The organism is Borreliella kurtenbachii (genome assembly GCF_030437945.2).
Taxonomy (GTDB): Bacteria; Spirochaetota; Spirochaetia; order Borreliales; family Borreliaceae; genus Borreliella; species Borreliella carolinensis.
On the sequence record NZ_CP179513.1, the window covers coordinates 1 to 18,216 of the forward strand.

Here is an 18,216-nt window from a genome sequence, read left to right on the forward strand (position 1 = left end):
TTATAATTTTTAATTAGTATAGATATTTTATCTATAAAGATTACTCCTAATAACTACACATTTAATCTAAAAATCTCAAACTTTAACCTGGAAATCTGAAGAAAATTTAAAAATCATAAACTTTAACTTAAAAATCTTTAATTTTCTAATTATTAATCTTTGAATCAAAGTATCAAAAATTATTTTATTATCTTTTTTTTTAAACAAAATTTGATAAATTCAATTTATAATTCAAAAAATCAAATTACATTTGTAATATTATACATATAGTTTTTACAAACTTAAAAAACTGAGGAATTTGTGAACATATTAATTTTAATTATTTTATTGGTCTTTTCATGTAATTTAAGTAATTCTGATCAAAATGATATACTTAGTAGATCAAATAAAGAAAAAATAGCAAAATATCTAGAAAATGGATCTCAAATAGATATTCAATTCCCAAACGAAATTCAAGCATTAAAAAATGAAGGTACCTCCAGCTACAGCAAGACGAATATATCTTCTTCGAATATTAGCTACCCGACTTATAATATTCAAACTATCTTGAAAATAGAAAAACAAGTTGACGGAAAAATTTTTATTAATGAAGTAACTAATGAAAATAGCAAAAAAATTAAAAAGCTTTTAGAAATTACAAAAGAAGATATTTCTATGCTTAAAAATGCAATTCAATTTGGAGAATGTATTTTTTAAAAAATCACTTCACCAAGAACAACCTTTTCATCATTTAATAATGATGTTTTTTTTACTAAAAACATATACCATGAATCTCTTTATTAAAACGCTTAATTAAGCTTATTTATTTTTAAATAATACTCATATCCTTTTATTAAAGATAAAATAAAATCTTCTCCTTTTTTGTTTTTAGTACCTCAAAATCATTAAGTAAAACCTCAAAATCTTCTTTGATTAGTGAATAAAGGCTTGCTACAATAAAGTTATTTTCATTTTCTTTCTCTTTGAAAAATTCATCTTCCACATTTAGATTTAGTATTTTATTAACTTTTTCCTTACTAAACTCAAAATGTTCTAAATGAAGTAAATATTTAAAGTTATCGGGATCATTTTTAGCTATCAATAGAGAAGTATTTTTTACAAGATTTAAATATAAAGAATTATTTAAAATCTCATCCTCTTCGGGTTGAGGCATTGGGCATTGATATAAACATGATTTTAGCACATTTGAGTCAACAAATCTTCTAATTATAAAGTCAAATACAAATGAATTAAAAATAGATATAATAAATAATTTTTTATAAAGTGATATTGGCGTTTTCTCATAATTTATATATATTGAATTCACGCAATAACAATTTTTAGGAGAAAGTGTGCTAATCATCGTTCTTTCATTTGTGTTACTTGCAATTGCCCTATAGAATACTCTTTCGGTTTGACATTGACTATTTTTAGTTAATACTTTTTCTAAGTCTTTTTTATCTATCCATAGCAATTTAGAACTTTCTTTTGCATCTTTATCTTTAAAAAATCTTGAATTAAACTGATGAATATTGGCTCCAGAATAAAGAAACATAAAATTTTCATTATTATATTCTTTATACAATGCTTTATACTTTGTTAAATGCAACCCCCCTCCAAAATCAATATATTCTTGACTAAGCACACTAAATTTACTAAACATTTTGTTAATTAAGCTAAATCCTTCATTGTCTCTAAATTCTATTATTGATTCTTGAATAGGAGACAGTTTTTTAATTTGGTTTATATTTAATTCAATCCCTTTATAAGGATCATCTTTACCATCTTTTAAATTCCTAGTTATTTCTTTAATAATATTATCATTACTCTGAATCATGAATTTTGCCTTAAAACCTGATGTGGGGGCTTTAGCGTTACTAAGTTGAAATATTGAAAATTTAAAAAGTGATGCTACATCTTCAAATCTTTTTTGATTTTGAAATTGATAAACATAGTTAAGTTTATGCTTAGAAAAGATATGCTTTCTTAATGAACTAGAACTAGACTCACTCCAAAGAGCTGAAGGAACCAAATAAGTTAAATTACCCCCTGGTTTTATTAGTTTTAAATTAAATGCAACAAAGTATCTAAAAAGATTTGGATCACCACCACTAGCAAAATCTTTAAAATCACTTTTATAAATATTGTTAATAGTGCTTATACTGTTTTTTTCTTCATTGTATTCAATATTCAAATAATAATTATCTTTGCTGAGTATTTCTTGCTTTATTTTATTTTGTTCTTTTATGCTTAGTTTTCTGTAACCAGGAATATGTTTTGAAAAAAGCTCTGCTTCATTAAACTTAGTTTTCTCCCATGGCGGATTTCCAATTACAATATCAAATCCTTCCTGAATATCTGGAAACTCAATTCCATAGTGGAAAAATTTATAGTGGCTACTTAATTTTCTAATTTTATTAATTTTTCCTTTATCTTTAATAGAAGTTTTATTGCCCAAAATATTTTCAATTAAACTGATTACATCTGCAATATCACTAAATTCTATATTTAAAGATTTGTCAAAAGATAATGAATAAAGTTTAATTAAAGAAAATATTATTCTTAAATTATCTATATATTCACTTTCCTCATACTCTTTGTATATCTTTTTAGATTTTTCTATATCTTCTTTAGTAGTATCATTAATACCTTTAATTTTTTGATAACTATCTTCTAAAATAGTTGTAATTTCTTTAATCCTTTTCCTAAATAAAGAAAATCCACTTTCAAACTTCTTTTTTGTAATATCAAAAAATTCATCTTTAGTATAACCTAAGAGAGCATTTCCTACTTTTATGTGATGTTCAATAAAGCTTAGCGGTGTTCCAAAAATAAAGGTATTAATCCACAAACTTAGCATAGTAATTTCAACTGAAATAGGATTAATATCAACACCATAAATACACTTCTTTAGCAACATCCTTTTAAGTACTAATTCTTTACTTATAATATCCTGGACATCATACTCTTCACTTTCTTTTAAAATAGCTCTATATTCTTTATCAAGCTCTTTTTTTACATCTTCAAATTTATCGAGCTCGTACCATACTTTTTCTGTTAAGTAATCTAGACAAGAAATCAAAAAATGCCCCGATCCACAAGAATTATCAATGATTTTAATATCTAAAGGAGATTTGGTTTTAAGCTGTTCTTCAATTGATGATATAACCATAAAATCAGTTAGGTCATCTGGGGTATAATATGCTCCACTTTTTTTCCTATCAAGTGATCTAGATGTAAGATAAATATTGCCTTTATAGTAGGTGGCAACTTTGTTTGCTTTCTTGTTTGCAAGCTCTTCTTCGGTACGAATGAGATAAACCCCGTCTTCAATAATACGATGAACGGTAGTATCTGCAATTCTCAGATCATATTCAAGTAGAGTTTCGTATAATTCTCCAAAACTTTTAGGATCTAACCTTGAATACTCTACAAATTTTTCATCTTTAATGTTTTTTTCTTCAAAGAAAAGTATTTTAACTAATATTTCTTCAAGTTCACTAATACTGAGTAAACTTTCATTATTTAAATATTTAACTTTATCTTCTGCAAATAATCCTCCATTAAATACAGGAAACTTTATTGCATCACTTCCTTTATCAAGTAAATTGAAAATTGTTATTATTTTTTTATATCCTAATTTATTTTTTGTATTTTCATCATAAAAAAAATATCTAAAAGATATAGAAGATCTATATAGTTTGTTTTCTTCTAAAATTTTCTTAAATATGTCGTTATCTTCAATATATGCAATAAAAAATATTCTTAAAATAAAAATAATTGATTCTTCAAGAATGCTGGCCAAAATATGACGAGTAATTTCTTTACCTGATACTTTAAATTCTTTGTCATATATATTTTTTGCAATTTTAAATACTATAGAATCATCAGGTCTCTCATAAAGTATCTCTCTAAGAGTTTTTTGAATTATCTCTTTTTCTTTGGCTATTTGTTCTTTCTCAACTGCTATTACATTGCTTGTTTTTAGGTATCTTTCTTTTCTTATAAGATAGCTAAATAAAATAAACCATTCTTGTTCTTCGTATTCTTCTTTTTCTTGAATTTTAGAAAAATCAAATTCAATATATCTTTTTTCTCCATAAAGTACTTTCGATTTATCATATAATCTCCATACCTTTCCATTTGAAAGTACACCATAATGTTTTTGATATTGATTTAGATATCTATATAGCTGATCTTCTGCTTCTTTTACCTTATCTTTAGTGTCAAAACTAAATGATGAACGCTTAACTTCTGCTATAAGTAAGATATCTTCAGCTGGAATAGGCTCATTATTTTTTTTAGCTTCTTCTAATTTTTCATTAAAATCTACTTTGTCTTTATCATTTTCAAAAAGTAGTATATCTACTCTAGATTTCACTCCTTCTATTTGCCCACCCTTTTGTTGTTCTACTGAATAATTTAGTTCTTCAAATATAGATTTTAGCAAAGACTCTATATTTGCTTCTGTTGAATTATCATCTATTGAAGAAAATTTATTTTTTATAAAAATAAAAAAGTCTTTTTGCTTATTGATATTTTCTTTTTTTATAAAGCCTTTTGACAGTTCTTTATAAAGAGATACATTTGGATCATTTGTTTTTATAATGCAATCTTCATTGTTTATGTTTACAACCATTATATTTACAAATCCTTTTTAGCCCTTCTTGATACTCACAATGTACTCTAAGATTAGTTTTTTTAAATTTAAAAAAACTAATCTTAGAGTAAGTAGACCAAAATTTGTTTTAATATCTACTTGACCACAAATACTTTATCTTTAGAATAAGCTTGTTCAAAATTATTTCTCACTTTTCCCAATTAATTAGAGTTATTAATTTATTTTTTATAAGACACCTCTTAATTAAAGAGCATCTAAAAAAACACTTTTTTCTTTAATCAGAACTTTTCTTAAGCGCCCCCTAATTTGTGAAGCATAAACAAAAAAATGTTTTTATCCTTTTCATTTTCAAAATCACAATTATAGAGTCTTTTGTTAATTTCTTCTTTAGAAGCATCTTGATCAGAATTATGTAAGTAATAAAGATGTGAAAAATTTTTAAAAGAACTTATCAGTTCAAGAACAACACAAATAATAATCCGGTTTTTATTCATAATTATCCTCTCCCAAAATTAAAAAATAAATCAAAGTCTTTGATTTACAATTTCTTAGTAAGTAGTGGGAGTGAAAAAACAAATCGTCCTAAATATTTAACAAAAAATGAAAATAGACTTAATAAATATCAAATAAAATTATCAAAAAACAAAAAGGTGCTACTAATATGACCAAATCTGGATTAAGGGCTGCTAAGCTATATAAGAAAATTTCAAATAAAAGAAAAGACTTTTACATAAAGTATTTCTTTGCTTTGTAATAATTATAAAAATATGGTTATAGAGGGCTTATCAATTAAGGATATTATGCAACAGGAATTTAAAGTTAAGAAACCCTAGTAGTATTCAATGTCTAATCCTAAATTTAGATTTTAAAATAAAAAAAACCCTTTTCGGGGCATCTTTTCGACATTAAACTAGGCAAAACAAACTTAAGCCTATTAGAAATAATAGATTACCATTAATCAAGCACTAAAGTCAATAAACCTTAAAAATTTATTTATTCCTTTTATTTTTAGAATTATCATATTTAATTATGATCTCCGATAAAATATCTTTTTTATTTTTAAAAATCTCCTTTAAAATAAAGTAAACTCTTTTAGTATCTTTTTTACAAAAATCATATAATTCATTATCTTTTATTAAAATTCTAATTGGGATATTTTCTTTGTTGTTTTTATTAATATCTTCTTGATTTATTTCTGACAACCTTTGTTTTTGTATAGCACGATATATGCTATTAAACCCTGCTTCTTTAATTTTATCAATAGAAATAACGCCTTCTAAAACCTTTTCATAAACTTTTAAATATGTATAAGCTTGAGTTTTTGCAATTATAAAAGATTTTATAAATTGTTCAAAACTTTTAAAACCATCGTATTTATAAAGTTCTTTTTGTTTAATTTCATATAGAATTTTCATTCTTTGAATTTTATTGTCAATATCATCTTTTAAATTAAGCCTTAATTGGTCTTTTAGATCATTATAAATTATTAAATTTTTATCTTGATTATCGCTTAAATTTTGACTTTTATCAATAAAATCTTCAAATCTGTCATTTAAAATTATCTCTTTTTTATTTTTCTTTTTACTTTCTTTTTTTACCATTTGATACTCCTATATTTATTTTTTGCTTTAAAGGCAGACATTTCTATGTATTTAACTATTAATTTGCACCTAAAAAATAAGTTTAGAATAATAATATAGGACAAAAAACACATAATAAATCTGACACCGCCAATCTGTGAATAATTATTGACACAAGTTAAAATTTGTGTCAATAATTATTATTTTTTATTAAGAAATAATAATTAATAATAAATAAAATCGTTCGGTTCTGAACAATACAAGAAAACATTTCTAAATTAAAGATTATATAAATAGTGGCTCAAGAAAATCTATTTTTTTTAGATTTTTTGATTCTTAACACCTTAGTTGTTATTTATTATTCTATTTTTAATCGAGCTTATTAAAAACCTCATACTAGTTGTTGTATAACATTAAGATGCTTTTTTGTCAAAAATCGGACCCAATTGACTCAAATATTCTTAAAGTGGTTTTTAGCTTTAATTTTAATACCGGGTTGAAATTTATTATTTTATATACTATAATTTTTAACTGTAAATTAAATGGACATTAAACTGGGGGACAAAAAATGAACGCTGTTATACCTAATTATAGCTACCAAATTAATACCAATAAATCTAATAAATTACTTTCAAAAGACCGCAAACTTAAAAAAATAATTTCGGTTATTATTTACTTAAATAAAGAGTTTGAAAAAAAATATAATGAATCAATACATAGAATTCATTTTGACTCTGAAAAACTAAAAAGTATTCGGGTTCATCATCAAGGAGATATACTTCGAGTACTAAACTCAAATATACATAAAGAAAATAAAAAAGAAACTACAATTAATACTCTAAGAATAGATTTGAGATTTTTAGTTAAGCTAAAGGCATTAGAAAAAAGAACGCTAACATTTTCAAATAACTTTGGAGAATTTAAAGGAAAACTCTGTATATATAAGGTGTCATCTATTGCATATAAACTGATCGATACATATTTTAGCAACACTAAAGCAGACTTAATTAAAAAAGTAAAGGAAAAAAAAGATCCTTTAAGAGAAAAGAAAGAGAATTTTAACCCTCAAAATATCACTGAAAATATCACTGTATATAATAAACAATATATAAATATAAAAAATAAGAATTCTATAGAAAACTCTTTTTTTAAAAAAATTAAATCCATGGTTTCCAATACAAAAAACCCAATTAAAACACTAAAAAATACTCTGCTAAACTATAAAGATTTTAAAAATTATTTAAAATATGATTATGATGTAAAAGATATTAAAAACTTTTTCTTGTCCAAATTAAACCTTTATAAGCATAAAATTCACTTTATGAGAAAAATTGCACCCTATAAAACCGATTTTTACACTCTTGTAGGAGAATTTAAAGATATTTATACTACTAAATGGAAAGCAAATAAAATAACTAGCTTTTCAGGACATGCTGGTACAATAGCCAATAATATTTTATCTAAAATTTTGTCAAAGGGATTAAAATTTGAGTAGCTTGCTTGAAAAACTCAGAAACAAAAAAAATGATATAGAAAAAAGAATTATATTTAATAGAATTGAAGAAATAGATAGCAGAAAGATATACTGTACAAAAATATTTAAACATCTGGTTGGTTTTAAAATTACAAACAAAGGGGAAAGGCTAAGGCTTACTTTCCAAAAATTTAATAATAATAAAGATTTTCTTTTTTTCAATTTATTTCCTTTAAGAGAAAATGATAAATTCTTAGAAATAAAATATAAGCATGATAAGCTTGATAAACCCTTTTTTCTTAAAAAAGAAAATAATAAAACTTATGCAATAAAAAAGCTTTATTATATAGAATTTGTCTTTAAAAATGGCTCTATTAAAGCCTATGTTCAATCTTTAAGAACACTTTTAAGAAAAAATAAAGAAACCACCGAGTATTATCAATTCAATTTATCACATTTGAAAAAAATGGAAAAAAAAGTATATGAATTTTATAATAAAAAACTAAAAGGTGGGGGGGTTATAAATAAATGGATCAAAAAAAACCAATTATAATTACACTTGCAAGTTTAAAAGGAGGAGTCGGTAAAAGTTCACTTTCTATACTTTTCTCTTATATTTTAAAAGAATTGGGCAAAAAAGTGCTACTAATTGATTTAGATCCACAAAATTCTTTAACTTCTTATTTTAATAAATATATTTCTAATATTAAAAAGCATAACGTTTATGAATTTTTAAAAGGAAATGCTTATTTTGATAAATGTGAAAATAAAATTAATGAATTTATTTCTATAATTCCTTCTCATCCTGTTTTAGAAAAATTTAACACGGATGATATAGATTATAAAGAGATTATTTTAGAGTTTAGATTAAATAAGAGCACTAAAAGTTTTGATTTTGATTATATTATAATAGATACTTCTCCTAGTAGGAATTTTCTTTTAAAAAATGCTCTAAATGTTACAGACCATATTATAATTCCAGTTCAAGTAGAAAGATGGTCAATAGAAAGCTTTTCTATTTTAACAGAAACAATAAATAATATTCAGAATATTAAAAACAAAAAATATAATATTTCTATTATAGAAAACCAATTTATTAAAAATAGGAATACCTTAAAAGAGGTAGAGGGGGTGCTTTATGAGAAATATGGCAAATATATAAAAGGTAAAATTCATTTTTCAAATAGTGTAAAAGTTTTTATAAATGACCTTTTAGAGCCTTCTTTGAAAGAAATTTATTATAGGGAAGCTGAAAATGCTTTAAAAGATATACTTTAATTAGAAGCTTATCAATTATAGTATTAAAAATACAACTCTAAAATTAATTGATACTATGTAGATTTATAGTTGCTTTAGCAAGTTGCATTTCAATAAAATAAAGAAGCCCCTATTTTTAGGGGCTTCTTTATTTTATTGAAATGCAGTATCTTATTTTCAATCGTTACGGTTTTCTTTTCCAAATATTTCTTCTTCTAATTCTTCGTCTTCTTCGTCTCCAAAATCTTCTCTATTTAACATCTCTTGCTCTTTTTCTGCCTCTAATTCCGCTTCTATTCTGCCATCAGGATCATCTACAAATTCTGCATCTCCGCCGCCCGGTATCGGACTTCCCAAGAGTGGTTTTTTATTGCTTTTTAGTAAATGTTTTTTAAGTTCAGATAATCGAATTATATATATTTTATTATCTTTAAATTCTAATAAAATGTGATCTTTATGTTTTTTTATGGAATTTAATTTTTTATTATTATTGCCAATATTTATAACTTTTAAAGCTGTTTTAGCACCAAGAAGCATGGCTTTTTTAAAATCATATCTTCTTTTAGATTTCACTTTAAAAAGCTCTTGATTATTAATACAATCTTTAATTATAATTCTGCGATCTTCTTCTCTTATGCAAAGCGTAGTGTTAGTACCTTTTTCAGTGTCTATATTTTCTTTATTAGTAGGATTTAAAACCGATTTAGCGGGTACTTTAAAATTGTATTTTTGGCGTGATCGAGAATCTTTTGAAAAAAGATCGCATGAAAACAATAATAAACATAAACTTAAATTGATAATATATTTTTTCAATTTACACTCCTTAATTTAATATTTGCTTTATTTAAAAGCATATGTTAAATTTTTTATTAACTATTTTCTAATAATATTGATATTATAATTAATAAATATCTTTTTTAAAAATAAAATTTTTATAGAGGGAATAAAAAATATAAGTGCAAAAATATAATCTCATAAGGATGGTATTAAAAGCGGAGTCAAAACAAAAATGATTTTTTATTGATTTATTTTTAAATATAATGAAATGAAAAAATTTTGACGAGTTTTTTACATAAGCTTGGGTTCTAAAGAGAGTTAAAGAATTAATTAATTTGTTTCTTAAGATTAAGACTTGGGCAAGCCAATAGTTTATTTGAAACAGAGGGTTTTCTTGTACATATGTTATGCATTGAGGAGGCGTATCAATATTTACGCATGTGGTTTCCATAAATTTAATTAATAGTAATGCCCTACATTATTACAGACTATTATTTATGGTGCTTGTGCCTCCAAATAGTAATCAAAAACCACTTTTTACCTAAGGATTTAATGCATAAAATTTTTAAAATAAAAAAACTGCTAGACACACAATTAATAATCCTTAATAGATAATAACAGACAAAAAACTTTTGAGCTCCTTCTACAATTTGTCATTTAATTTTTTAATCCTTTTTTGCCTTTTTATAATAATTTAAGATTAATAATCTAAAAAACAAAAAGAATCAACATCAAACAGTCCTTTATCATTTATCTTTAAATAGGGAACCACTGTTAAAGACATAAAAGACAAAGTCATTAAAGGATCATCAAGCTGAGAGCCCAAAACATTTTTACAAAAATGAGTTAATTTTATATATTGTGAAGCTATTTCTTCGGCTGAAAGAGTGCTCATTAATCCAGAAATAGGAAGTTCCATTATTATGGTTTTTTCATTGTTTAGGGCACATAATCCTCCCTTATTTTGGATGATTGTATTTGCCGCTTTACACAAGTATTCATCATTGCTTCCAACAAGTATAATATTGTGAGAATCATGAGCAACCGTACTTCCTATAGCGCCGTTTCTTATTCCAAAATTTTTTATAAATCCTATAGAAATTTTACTATTGTCTTTATATCGATTTATTATAGCTATCTTTAAAATATCTTCGTTAATATTAGATTGAAAATCTGGGGCCAATAAGTTGCTATCAATCATAGTTTTATGAGTAATAATTTGGTTGCTGATGCAGTTGATTACTGGGATCGTCTTATTTTTAGTGGAAAATTTAAAATCCAAAATAGATTTTTTGCTACAATTAAAATTGTTTATAGGAGTTTCACTTATTAATGGAATAAGTGAAACTCCATCATTAAAAACCAATTTGCCATTAATGTAGGTTTTATCTATTTTGAATGTTTTAATATCTTTGGTAATTATAAAATCAGCAGGATCTCCTATTCTTAACAACCCCACTGGGATTTTATAGTGTAAAACCGGATTAATGCATGCTATTTTCAAAACATCAAAAAAGTCGTGCCCATACTCTATTGCACGAGCTACTATTAAATTAATATGTCCATTTAGAATGTCATTTGGGTGCGCATCATCAAAGCAAAACATTAAAGAATCACAATATTTTTTAGAACATTCACTAATCAAGGGATGCAAAGATTCAAAATTTTTAGCGGCACTTCCTTCTCTAATTATTATTTTCATGCCCAAAGATAATTTATATCTTGCATCTTCTATTGTTAAACATTCATGATCAGTGCTAATGCCTGAAGATGCATACTTTAAAGTTAAATTGGGGGACAAACCAGGAGCATGCCCATCAACAACCTTATTACGCTTTAATGCAGAATTTATTTTATTTATAATTTCAATATCTTTGTTAATCACGCCTTTAAAATCCATTACTTCGGCCAAATAGTAAATATCATCTAATTTCATCAATTCATCTATATCTTTATCATTTAATACATATCCTGAAGTTTCAAATTCTGGCGACAACGCTGGCACACAAGAAGGAGCTCCAAAAAAAAATTTAAACTCGGTTTTTTTAGAATTATTTATCATAAAATTAATGCCATCAATACCATTAACATTGGCTATTTCATGAGGATCGCTTATTGTAGCCACAGTGCCGTGTGCAACTACTAAATGAGCAAAGTTTGATGGAATAAGAAAAGAACTCTCTATATGTATATGCGCATCAATAAATCCTGGCAGCACATATTCATCCAATGTCGCATTAATTTTTTCTATGCTCGCAATATGACCGTTTGCAATCGCTATGCTAGCTGGATAAATTTCTTTATTAAAGATGTCAATATAATTAGCTTCAATTTTAAATAAATCCATTATTTATCCTCTTCTAAAAACTTTTTGTTCATAATATACTCTACCTTAAAATCTTTAAACTTAAATTATAGTGCAAAGTGTCAGGATATTTAATTGCAACTTTATTTAGAAAAAATAAAAATCGCCGATATTTGTTATATTCGATAAAAATCGAAGATAATTTTTTGGGTAAAATAAACAAAGAAATTTAAATAAAAAATAGCTAGCAATTCTAATTTTGATACCATCAAAGATTATGTGGTAAAGTATCAAACAATTTTTAATTGATTTTTATAAAAACAATTGCAGCATAAAATTTTTGTCCATTTTACAGATAAAGGATTTTGCATTTAATATTTAATTAAATGGTGTTGTTTAAGAAAAATTAAATAATAAAAAAATTAAGAGCTTATTACCAGCAATTAAAAAAAATGCTTTTAAAATAAAAAAAGAAGAAATAATTTTAATTCTCTTTATTTAAAATTAAATAACAATAATATTTCTAATCCCTTGTTCTAGATTTATAGGATTTTTATCCATGCTTAAAACAATATCTAAAAAAGCTTTATTTAAATAATCTCCTAATCTCCTAATTTACTATTTTCAGACTTTATGGACTCTTTATTACTGCCATAATCATTTAATAATTGTTTAACAAGCTCTCTAAAGTTTATTCTTAAAGCTAAAAAATTTTCAAGACAAATTTAAATCCTTTTGATATTAGGAATATCTAATAACATTAGGTTGCTTTTTTTATCAAGCAACAATTTCATTATTACCTCAAATCTAAATTGGAATTCTATACCCGCATTTTGCATGATTTTATTAACAATCTTCTTAATGCTATGTACATTTGAATTTAAAATTAATCCAAAATCTTTCAACTCGCTTTCATTGTAATTTAAAACCGCATACAAACATCTTCTGGCTTTTTTAGATTCTTCTACACCATCAGCAAGTGTTTTCTTTAGCATATACCAACTAATATTTTTAAATGGAAGATTATATTGAGTAGATGGCTCACTTTTGAATTTTTCAAAAGAATTATCTATGGCTTTATTATTAACTTCTACAAAATTATTTATCCAAGATAAAAGTTCATCCTTTTCTCCCCGCACATATTTTTTCCCAAGTTGTTTTTTATAATTATGATTTTTGCTAATCTTATTTTTATTTAAACCATCGTTTTGACATGAAATAAATAAAAAAATATTGATTAATAATATTAATTTTTTTCATAAATGCAGCCCTTAAAATGGCTTTACATAATATCTGCAAAGCCATAATACAAACTTATAACAAGTATTAAATAGTAATTATTGTAAAATACAATATCATTTAAAAATGATTTTTTTGCAATATTTTGAAATGTCAAATAATTGTGTGCTATTTCTAAGCACAAGATTATAAAAAGAACTTCTTGTTTAATATCATAATGACTTTTAATTGCTTCAATTAACTTAGCTTATGCAGCTGTTTTGGTCTTTATTTTTTTTATAATAACAATAATTTTTAAGATTGACGATTGTGTTTATATTTATATCATGCGAAATATTGCAATTTGTGCAAATATAAAACATGCCACTTTATTTTGTGTCATAATTGCTTCGTAAATTTGTACCAACCAAATCATTAATACTTCTTCCAAACATCTTTTTTTACATATTTTTAAATGATAAATCTTCTATTGATATAAATGCATAGATGAAGAAATTTCATCATATCTTTATCAAGATTTAAGATATTTAGTTTTTATTTTTTTATAAAATATCGTCTTTGCTAGGTTCATAAAATTATGATCTACTAAAATGTATTCAGATTTATTAATATTAAGCAATATGTTAAAATAAATTTAAATACAGTAATTCTAATATATTATTTATTATTGCTTTTAGGAGGCCAATCTATGTTTAGGGGAAAAGAAATATATTTCTTGTTATTTTCATTACTTTTGTTTATATCATCAATTATAATTTCTCACGGAATAAAAAACATTGGCATCAAAAATGAAAATTATATTACGGTCAAGGGTCTTAGCGAAAGAGAAATTTTATCAACGTCTTCTAGTTGGGAGTTTAGATACAGCTTAACTGGTGATACTATCAATGATATTAATAAAGCAAATAATTTAAGCTTGTCGAAGATTAAAAGCTTTTTTTTAAAGCATGGATTTAGCGAAGACCATATAAAAATGGGATTTATGGAATTTAATGAAGAGAATTACAAAGAATCTCTTTATAAGTATAGAGCATATATATCTTTAACTGTTCATACAAAAAATATTGAGAAAATGGAAGCAGCAGAAAAAAATATTGCTGAGCTTTATAATCAAGGTATATTAATTAGTAATAGTGGAGGACCAAGATATTACTTTGACAATATTAATGATATAAAGCCCGAAATGTTAGCAGATTCAATTAGAAATGCGAAATTGGCGGCTTTGGAATTTGCAAAACATTCAAGTTCAAAATTAGGAAAAATTAAAAACGCAAATCAAGGATATTTTGAATTTCTTCCAATTGATAGAAGTTTAGGTGCTCAAGAATGTTATCCAAAAAAAATATTAAGGATCGTTACAACCGTTTCTTATTATTTGGATTGATATTTGGCGAACTATTATTTCTAAAATCCATATAAATAGCTTGCGGTTTCTGTGGGACCTATAAGTCTAACTATTGATTTTTACTTTCTGATTTCTTTATATAGTACCATATACTATACAATACACTTTAACCCCAATTTATAAGCTTTTATAATTAAATTGTAGGTGGATAATTATAATCAAAGAAGGGCATAAACCAACTACAATTCGTACATTACGAGAAGATTTAAGATTTTTAAAAAATTAAAGCAATTAATAAAAGAATTCTAACATTTTCAAATAACATGGGAAAATTTAAAGGCAAGCTTTGCATATACCAAACTTCTAGAATTTCATACTCGCTAATTGATGCTTATTTTTCTAGTACCAATCTTGCGGTATTCAAAAAAATAAAATCAAATAAAGAAAAATTAAAGCCTAAAAATGTCACTCAAAATGTCACTGTAAATATAAAAAATTATAAAAATATATATAATAAAAATTCTATAAAACATAATTTTAAAAAAAATTCAAATGAAGGAGAAATTAGAAATAAAAATATCAGTACGGGAAAAAAATGGGATTACCCACAGAAATTGCTAAAGAGATAAAAAGCATAGTAAAACATACTAAAAATCCAGAAAAAGCTTATAAAAATACACTTCTTAACCACAAAGATTTTCTTAATCAGTTATCATATGACTATAAAAAAGAAGACATATTATCTTTCTTTCTAAGTAAACTTAAAAAGTATAAAAACAAAATTCATTTTATGAAACAATATGCACCTTATAAAACAGACTTTTACTTACTATTGGGAGAATTTAAGGATCTATACAAGTCTAAATGGAAAACCAATAAAAAAACTAATTTTAGTGGACATCCCAAACAAATAGCTAAACAAATTTTAGATAGAATTTTAAAAAAGGAATTAAACGTTGAATAAGTTAATAGAAAAATTAAAAGCAAAAGAAAAAGAAATAATAAACAAAAAAGAAATAGAATATAACAAAAATATAAATAAAGAAACAAAAGAAAGAACTGCTTTTTCTAGAATTGAAGAAATAAATAATAAAAAAATATATCATACAAAAATATTTAAACATTTGATAAAATTTAGAATTACCAATAAAGACAATAAATTAAGTTTAACCTTTCAAAAATTTAATGATAAAAAAAACTACTACTTATTCAATCTTTTTCCCCTCAAAGAGAACAACAAATTTTTAGGAATAAAATATGGATGGGAAAAATTAGAAAAGTCTTTTTTTTGAAAAAAGACAATAAATCATATGTCATAAAAAACTTTATTATTTGGAATTTAAATTTAGCAAAGGTTCTATAAAATGTTATATTCAATCTCTTAGAACATTATTAAGAAAAAAAGATAAAGAAACACAAAATATTATAAATTTAATCTAGACCATATAAAAAAATGGAAAATACAGTATATAAATTTTACAAAAAAAGCTAAAAAATGCAGGAGTAATATACAAATGGATAGAAAAAAATCAAATATCATAACAATAGCAAATCTTAAAGGGGGTGTGGGTAAAAGCACACTATCAATCCTATTCTCTTATGTACTAAAAAATCTAGGTAAAAAAATTTTATTAATTGACATGGATTCACAAAATGCCCTAACTTCATATTTTAGAAAATATTTAGTTAATTTCAATAAAAACAATATTTACAATTTATTAATAGGTAATTCTTATTTTGATCAATGCGTAAACAAAGTTAATGATCACATTTTTATAATTCCATCGCACCCTTTTCTTGATGAATTTAATTATAATAATGTGGATAATAAGGAAAATTTACTAAAATTTTGTTTAGATAAAAATGTTCTAAGTTATAATTTTGATTATATTGTGCTTGACACCCCACCAAGTTATAATTTTATTTTAAAAAATGCATTAAATGTTACAAATCAAATTATTATTCCTGTTCAACCCGAAAGGTGTTAAAATCTGGATTGCAGGCAGTTAAAAATAGAAAAACAACCATGCTTACAATTATATTATATTTCACAAATAATCTCCTTACTTAAAATCTAATACTTAATATAATACAATATCAATATAATACAATACTTTAATATTATTCAGTATCAATATAATTTAATCTTTAATACAAGATTATACCGTATTAATTGTTGTATTATTAGAATAATTATAATAATATTTTCATTGCCGGAAGTTTTATAATGTTTTGAGCTTTTTTTAAAATCTATTTTGATATATTTTTGATTGATTTTTATCAAATTTGTTTATTTAAATCTTTTTATTAATTTTAAAGGCTTTAATAGAAATGATAAAGCTAAAATAATAAAGCTAAAATTAATATTTTAGTAATTTAACAATTCTTGAGAAAAGGTAAAATTGGTATATGTTTATTTGTTATAGAGAAATCTATCTTAGTAGGGTTTTTTAACGTTTAGTAAAATAATGTTTAGATAAACTTGTATATTTACACAGATTATTTTTGTAGTAAGGTGGGTAAGGAGTATATATGAGGATTTTGGTTGGCGTTTACATAATAGCATTAGCTTTATTGGGTTGTTATTTGTCTGATAAGCGGGAACAAGCTGTTCAAACTTTTTTTGAGAATTTGGAAAGTAGTGATATGGGTTCCGATGAGATTGTTACTGAAGGCATATTTTCTAATTTAAAATTATATGCGTCTGAACATCGTTTGTTGGTTGATATAAAAAAGACTCTATACACTCTACAAGGTTTAGAAAGTCGCGAGTTTCCGCCACTGCCTTACTATAATGAGGAGTATTTTAATAAATTCTTTTTAGATTTAGGTTCTGAGCGATCTAAAGACTTGATTAAGTTGTTTGGTAGGATAAAAAATGAGCAGAATAATAAATTTAAAAGTGAAGTTTATTGGCTGTATTCATGTATAAGAGAGTTATATTCTCCAAATATTAAGTATTCTGGCGAAGAAGGGAGCCCTGAGTATGATCGTTTTATACCTAGACCCACTGCTTATCAACAATATTTAAAAGTGAAGAGAGAAATAGAAAGAAATACTTTTAATATGGTTGTCTTGTATTAATTGTAAGATAATTTTAATTTTCAGTATTAATGCTTTTCTTATATGGAAGAATTAATTGGTGAATAAATAAACCAGCGCCATTTCATTATTTATAAATATGTGGATAAAAAATATTTAAAAAGGCATGTTTTAATGCTTATATAAAAGAAAATGTTTTCTCAATTTATTATTTCTTTAATAGAAGTAATCGATGTGTCGTTAATAAGAAGGCAAGATTTAAGTAATTTAATCTTTATATTGTGGTTTTTTAGCTTTTTTTAAAAAAGGGAATTAGAGATAGTTAAGTAATTTAATTAATATATTATTATGCTAATAATTATTATTTATTTATGATAAGAGATATGCTTAAATCTGATTCTTAAAATCTATATTAAAGAAGTTAATTCTCATAATAATAAAGGTAAGAATAATGCAAAAGTAAAATATATTTCCAAATTTATGATTTTTAAATTTTCTTCAGATTTCCAGGTTAAAGTTTGAGATTTTTAGATTAAATGTGTAGTTATTAGGAGTAATCTTTATAGATAAAATATCTATACTAATTAAAAATTATAA

General features: G+C 24.3%; 14 protein-coding genes and 3 pseudogenes. 10 read left to right on the forward strand and 7 right to left on the reverse strand.

Annotated elements, in window-relative coordinates; translation table 11 throughout:
• Nucleotides 1–300: 300 nt before the first annotated feature.
• Nucleotides 301–696: a hypothetical protein gene (locus QIA22_RS05520; RefSeq protein ID WP_367612015.1), complete on the forward strand. Its 396-nt coding sequence runs from the start codon at nucleotides 301–303 to the stop codon at nucleotides 694–696.
• Between the two features lie 92 nt (nucleotides 697–788).
• Here the strand turns inward: QIA22_RS05520 and QIA22_RS05525 are convergent.
• From QIA22_RS05525 to QIA22_RS05540, 4 genes and pseudogenes are all read right to left on the reverse strand, one after another.
• A pseudogene (locus tag QIA22_RS05525) lies at nucleotides 789–4,618 on the reverse strand (Eco57I restriction-modification methylase domain-containing protein).
• A 225-nt stretch (nucleotides 4,619–4,843) separates the two neighbouring features.
• Entirely contained in the window at nucleotides 4,844–4,906 is a 63-nt protein-coding gene (locus QIA22_RS05530; protein WP_367612036.1) for a hypothetical protein, read from the reverse strand.
• Entirely contained in the window at nucleotides 4,891–5,094 is a 204-nt protein-coding gene (locus tag QIA22_RS05535) for a hypothetical protein (RefSeq protein ID WP_367612018.1), read from the reverse strand. Before QIA22_RS05535 ends, QIA22_RS05530 begins: the two co-directional genes overlap by 16 nt.
• 495 nt (nucleotides 5,095–5,589) lie before the next feature.
• On the reverse strand, nucleotides 5,590–6,201 hold the full coding sequence (locus tag QIA22_RS05540; protein ID WP_367612020.1) for a chromosome replication/partitioning protein: 612 nt from the start codon (nucleotides 6,199–6,201) through the stop codon (nucleotides 5,590–5,592).
• A 547-nt stretch (nucleotides 6,202–6,748) separates the two neighbouring features.
• Between QIA22_RS05540 and QIA22_RS05545 the strand changes: the two genes are divergently transcribed.
• The 3 genes from QIA22_RS05545 to QIA22_RS05555 are packed head-to-tail and all read left to right on the forward strand — an operon-like array spanning nucleotide 6,749 to nucleotide 8,932.
• Entirely contained in the window at nucleotides 6,749–7,675 is a 927-nt protein-coding gene (locus QIA22_RS05545) for a plasmid maintenance protein (RefSeq protein ID WP_367612021.1), read from the forward strand.
• Nucleotides 7,668–8,207: a DUF226 domain-containing protein gene (locus QIA22_RS05550; RefSeq protein WP_367612022.1), complete on the forward strand. Its 540-nt coding sequence runs from the start codon at nucleotides 7,668–7,670 to the stop codon at nucleotides 8,205–8,207. Before QIA22_RS05545 ends, QIA22_RS05550 begins: the two co-directional genes overlap by 8 nt.
• A complete protein-coding gene (locus tag QIA22_RS05555) occupies nucleotides 8,183–8,932 on the forward strand; it encodes a ParA family protein (RefSeq protein WP_367612023.1) in 750 nt (249 codons plus the stop codon). Before QIA22_RS05550 ends, QIA22_RS05555 begins: the two co-directional genes overlap by 25 nt.
• Nucleotides 8,933–9,088: 156 nt before the next feature.
• On the opposite strand, the gene QIA22_RS05560 is transcribed toward QIA22_RS05555, so the two are convergent.
• From QIA22_RS05560 to QIA22_RS05570, 3 genes are all read right to left on the reverse strand, one after another.
• Nucleotides 9,089–9,724, reverse strand: a complete 636-nt coding sequence (locus QIA22_RS05560) for a hypothetical protein (protein ID WP_367612024.1) — start codon at nucleotides 9,722–9,724, stop codon at nucleotides 9,089–9,091.
• Nucleotides 9,725–10,388: 664 nt separating this feature from the next.
• Nucleotides 10,389–12,035, reverse strand: a complete 1,647-nt coding sequence (gene ade / locus QIA22_RS05565; RefSeq protein ID WP_367612026.1) for an adenine deaminase — start codon at nucleotides 12,033–12,035, stop codon at nucleotides 10,389–10,391.
• A 683-nt stretch (nucleotides 12,036–12,718) separates the two neighbouring features.
• The gene (locus QIA22_RS05570; RefSeq protein ID WP_367612028.1) at nucleotides 12,719–13,132 is read right to left on the reverse strand and encodes a CRASP family complement regulator-acquiring lipoprotein; all 414 of its coding nucleotides are present in this window, start codon (nucleotides 13,130–13,132) and stop codon (nucleotides 12,719–12,721) included.
• A gap of 788 nt (nucleotides 13,133–13,920) precedes the next feature.
• On the opposite strand from QIA22_RS05570, the gene QIA22_RS05575 reads away from it, so the two are divergent.
• The 6 genes and pseudogenes from QIA22_RS05575 to QIA22_RS05595 all read left to right on the forward strand — a co-directional run bounded on the left by QIA22_RS05575 (nucleotide 13,921) and on the right by QIA22_RS05595 (nucleotide 17,661).
• Nucleotides 13,921–14,616, forward strand: a complete 696-nt coding sequence (locus tag QIA22_RS05575) for an SIMPL domain-containing protein (RefSeq protein ID WP_367612029.1) — start codon at nucleotides 13,921–13,923, stop codon at nucleotides 14,614–14,616.
• Nucleotides 14,617–14,900: 284 nt separating this feature from the next.
• A complete protein-coding gene (locus tag QIA22_RS06930; protein WP_437125861.1) occupies nucleotides 14,901–15,206 on the forward strand; it encodes a hypothetical protein in 306 nt (101 codons plus the stop codon).
• On the forward strand, nucleotides 15,173–15,541 hold the full coding sequence (locus QIA22_RS06935) for a plasmid maintenance protein (protein ID WP_437125862.1): 369 nt from the start codon (nucleotides 15,173–15,175) through the stop codon (nucleotides 15,539–15,541). Before QIA22_RS06930 ends, QIA22_RS06935 begins: the two co-directional genes overlap by 34 nt.
• Nucleotides 15,534–16,119, forward strand: a pseudogene (locus QIA22_RS05585) (DUF226 domain-containing protein). The gene QIA22_RS06935 and the pseudogene QIA22_RS05585 overlap by 8 nt, the downstream one beginning before the upstream one ends.
• Nucleotides 16,092–16,556 (forward strand): annotated as a pseudogene (locus QIA22_RS05590) (ParA family protein); the annotation flags it as partial. The pseudogenes QIA22_RS05585 and QIA22_RS05590, both read left to right, overlap by 28 nt.
• A 553-nt stretch (nucleotides 16,557–17,109) precedes the next feature.
• A complete protein-coding gene (locus tag QIA22_RS05595; RefSeq protein WP_367612035.1) occupies nucleotides 17,110–17,661 on the forward strand; it encodes a P52 family lipoprotein in 552 nt (183 codons plus the stop codon).
• Nucleotides 17,662–18,216 lie beyond the last annotated feature (555 nt).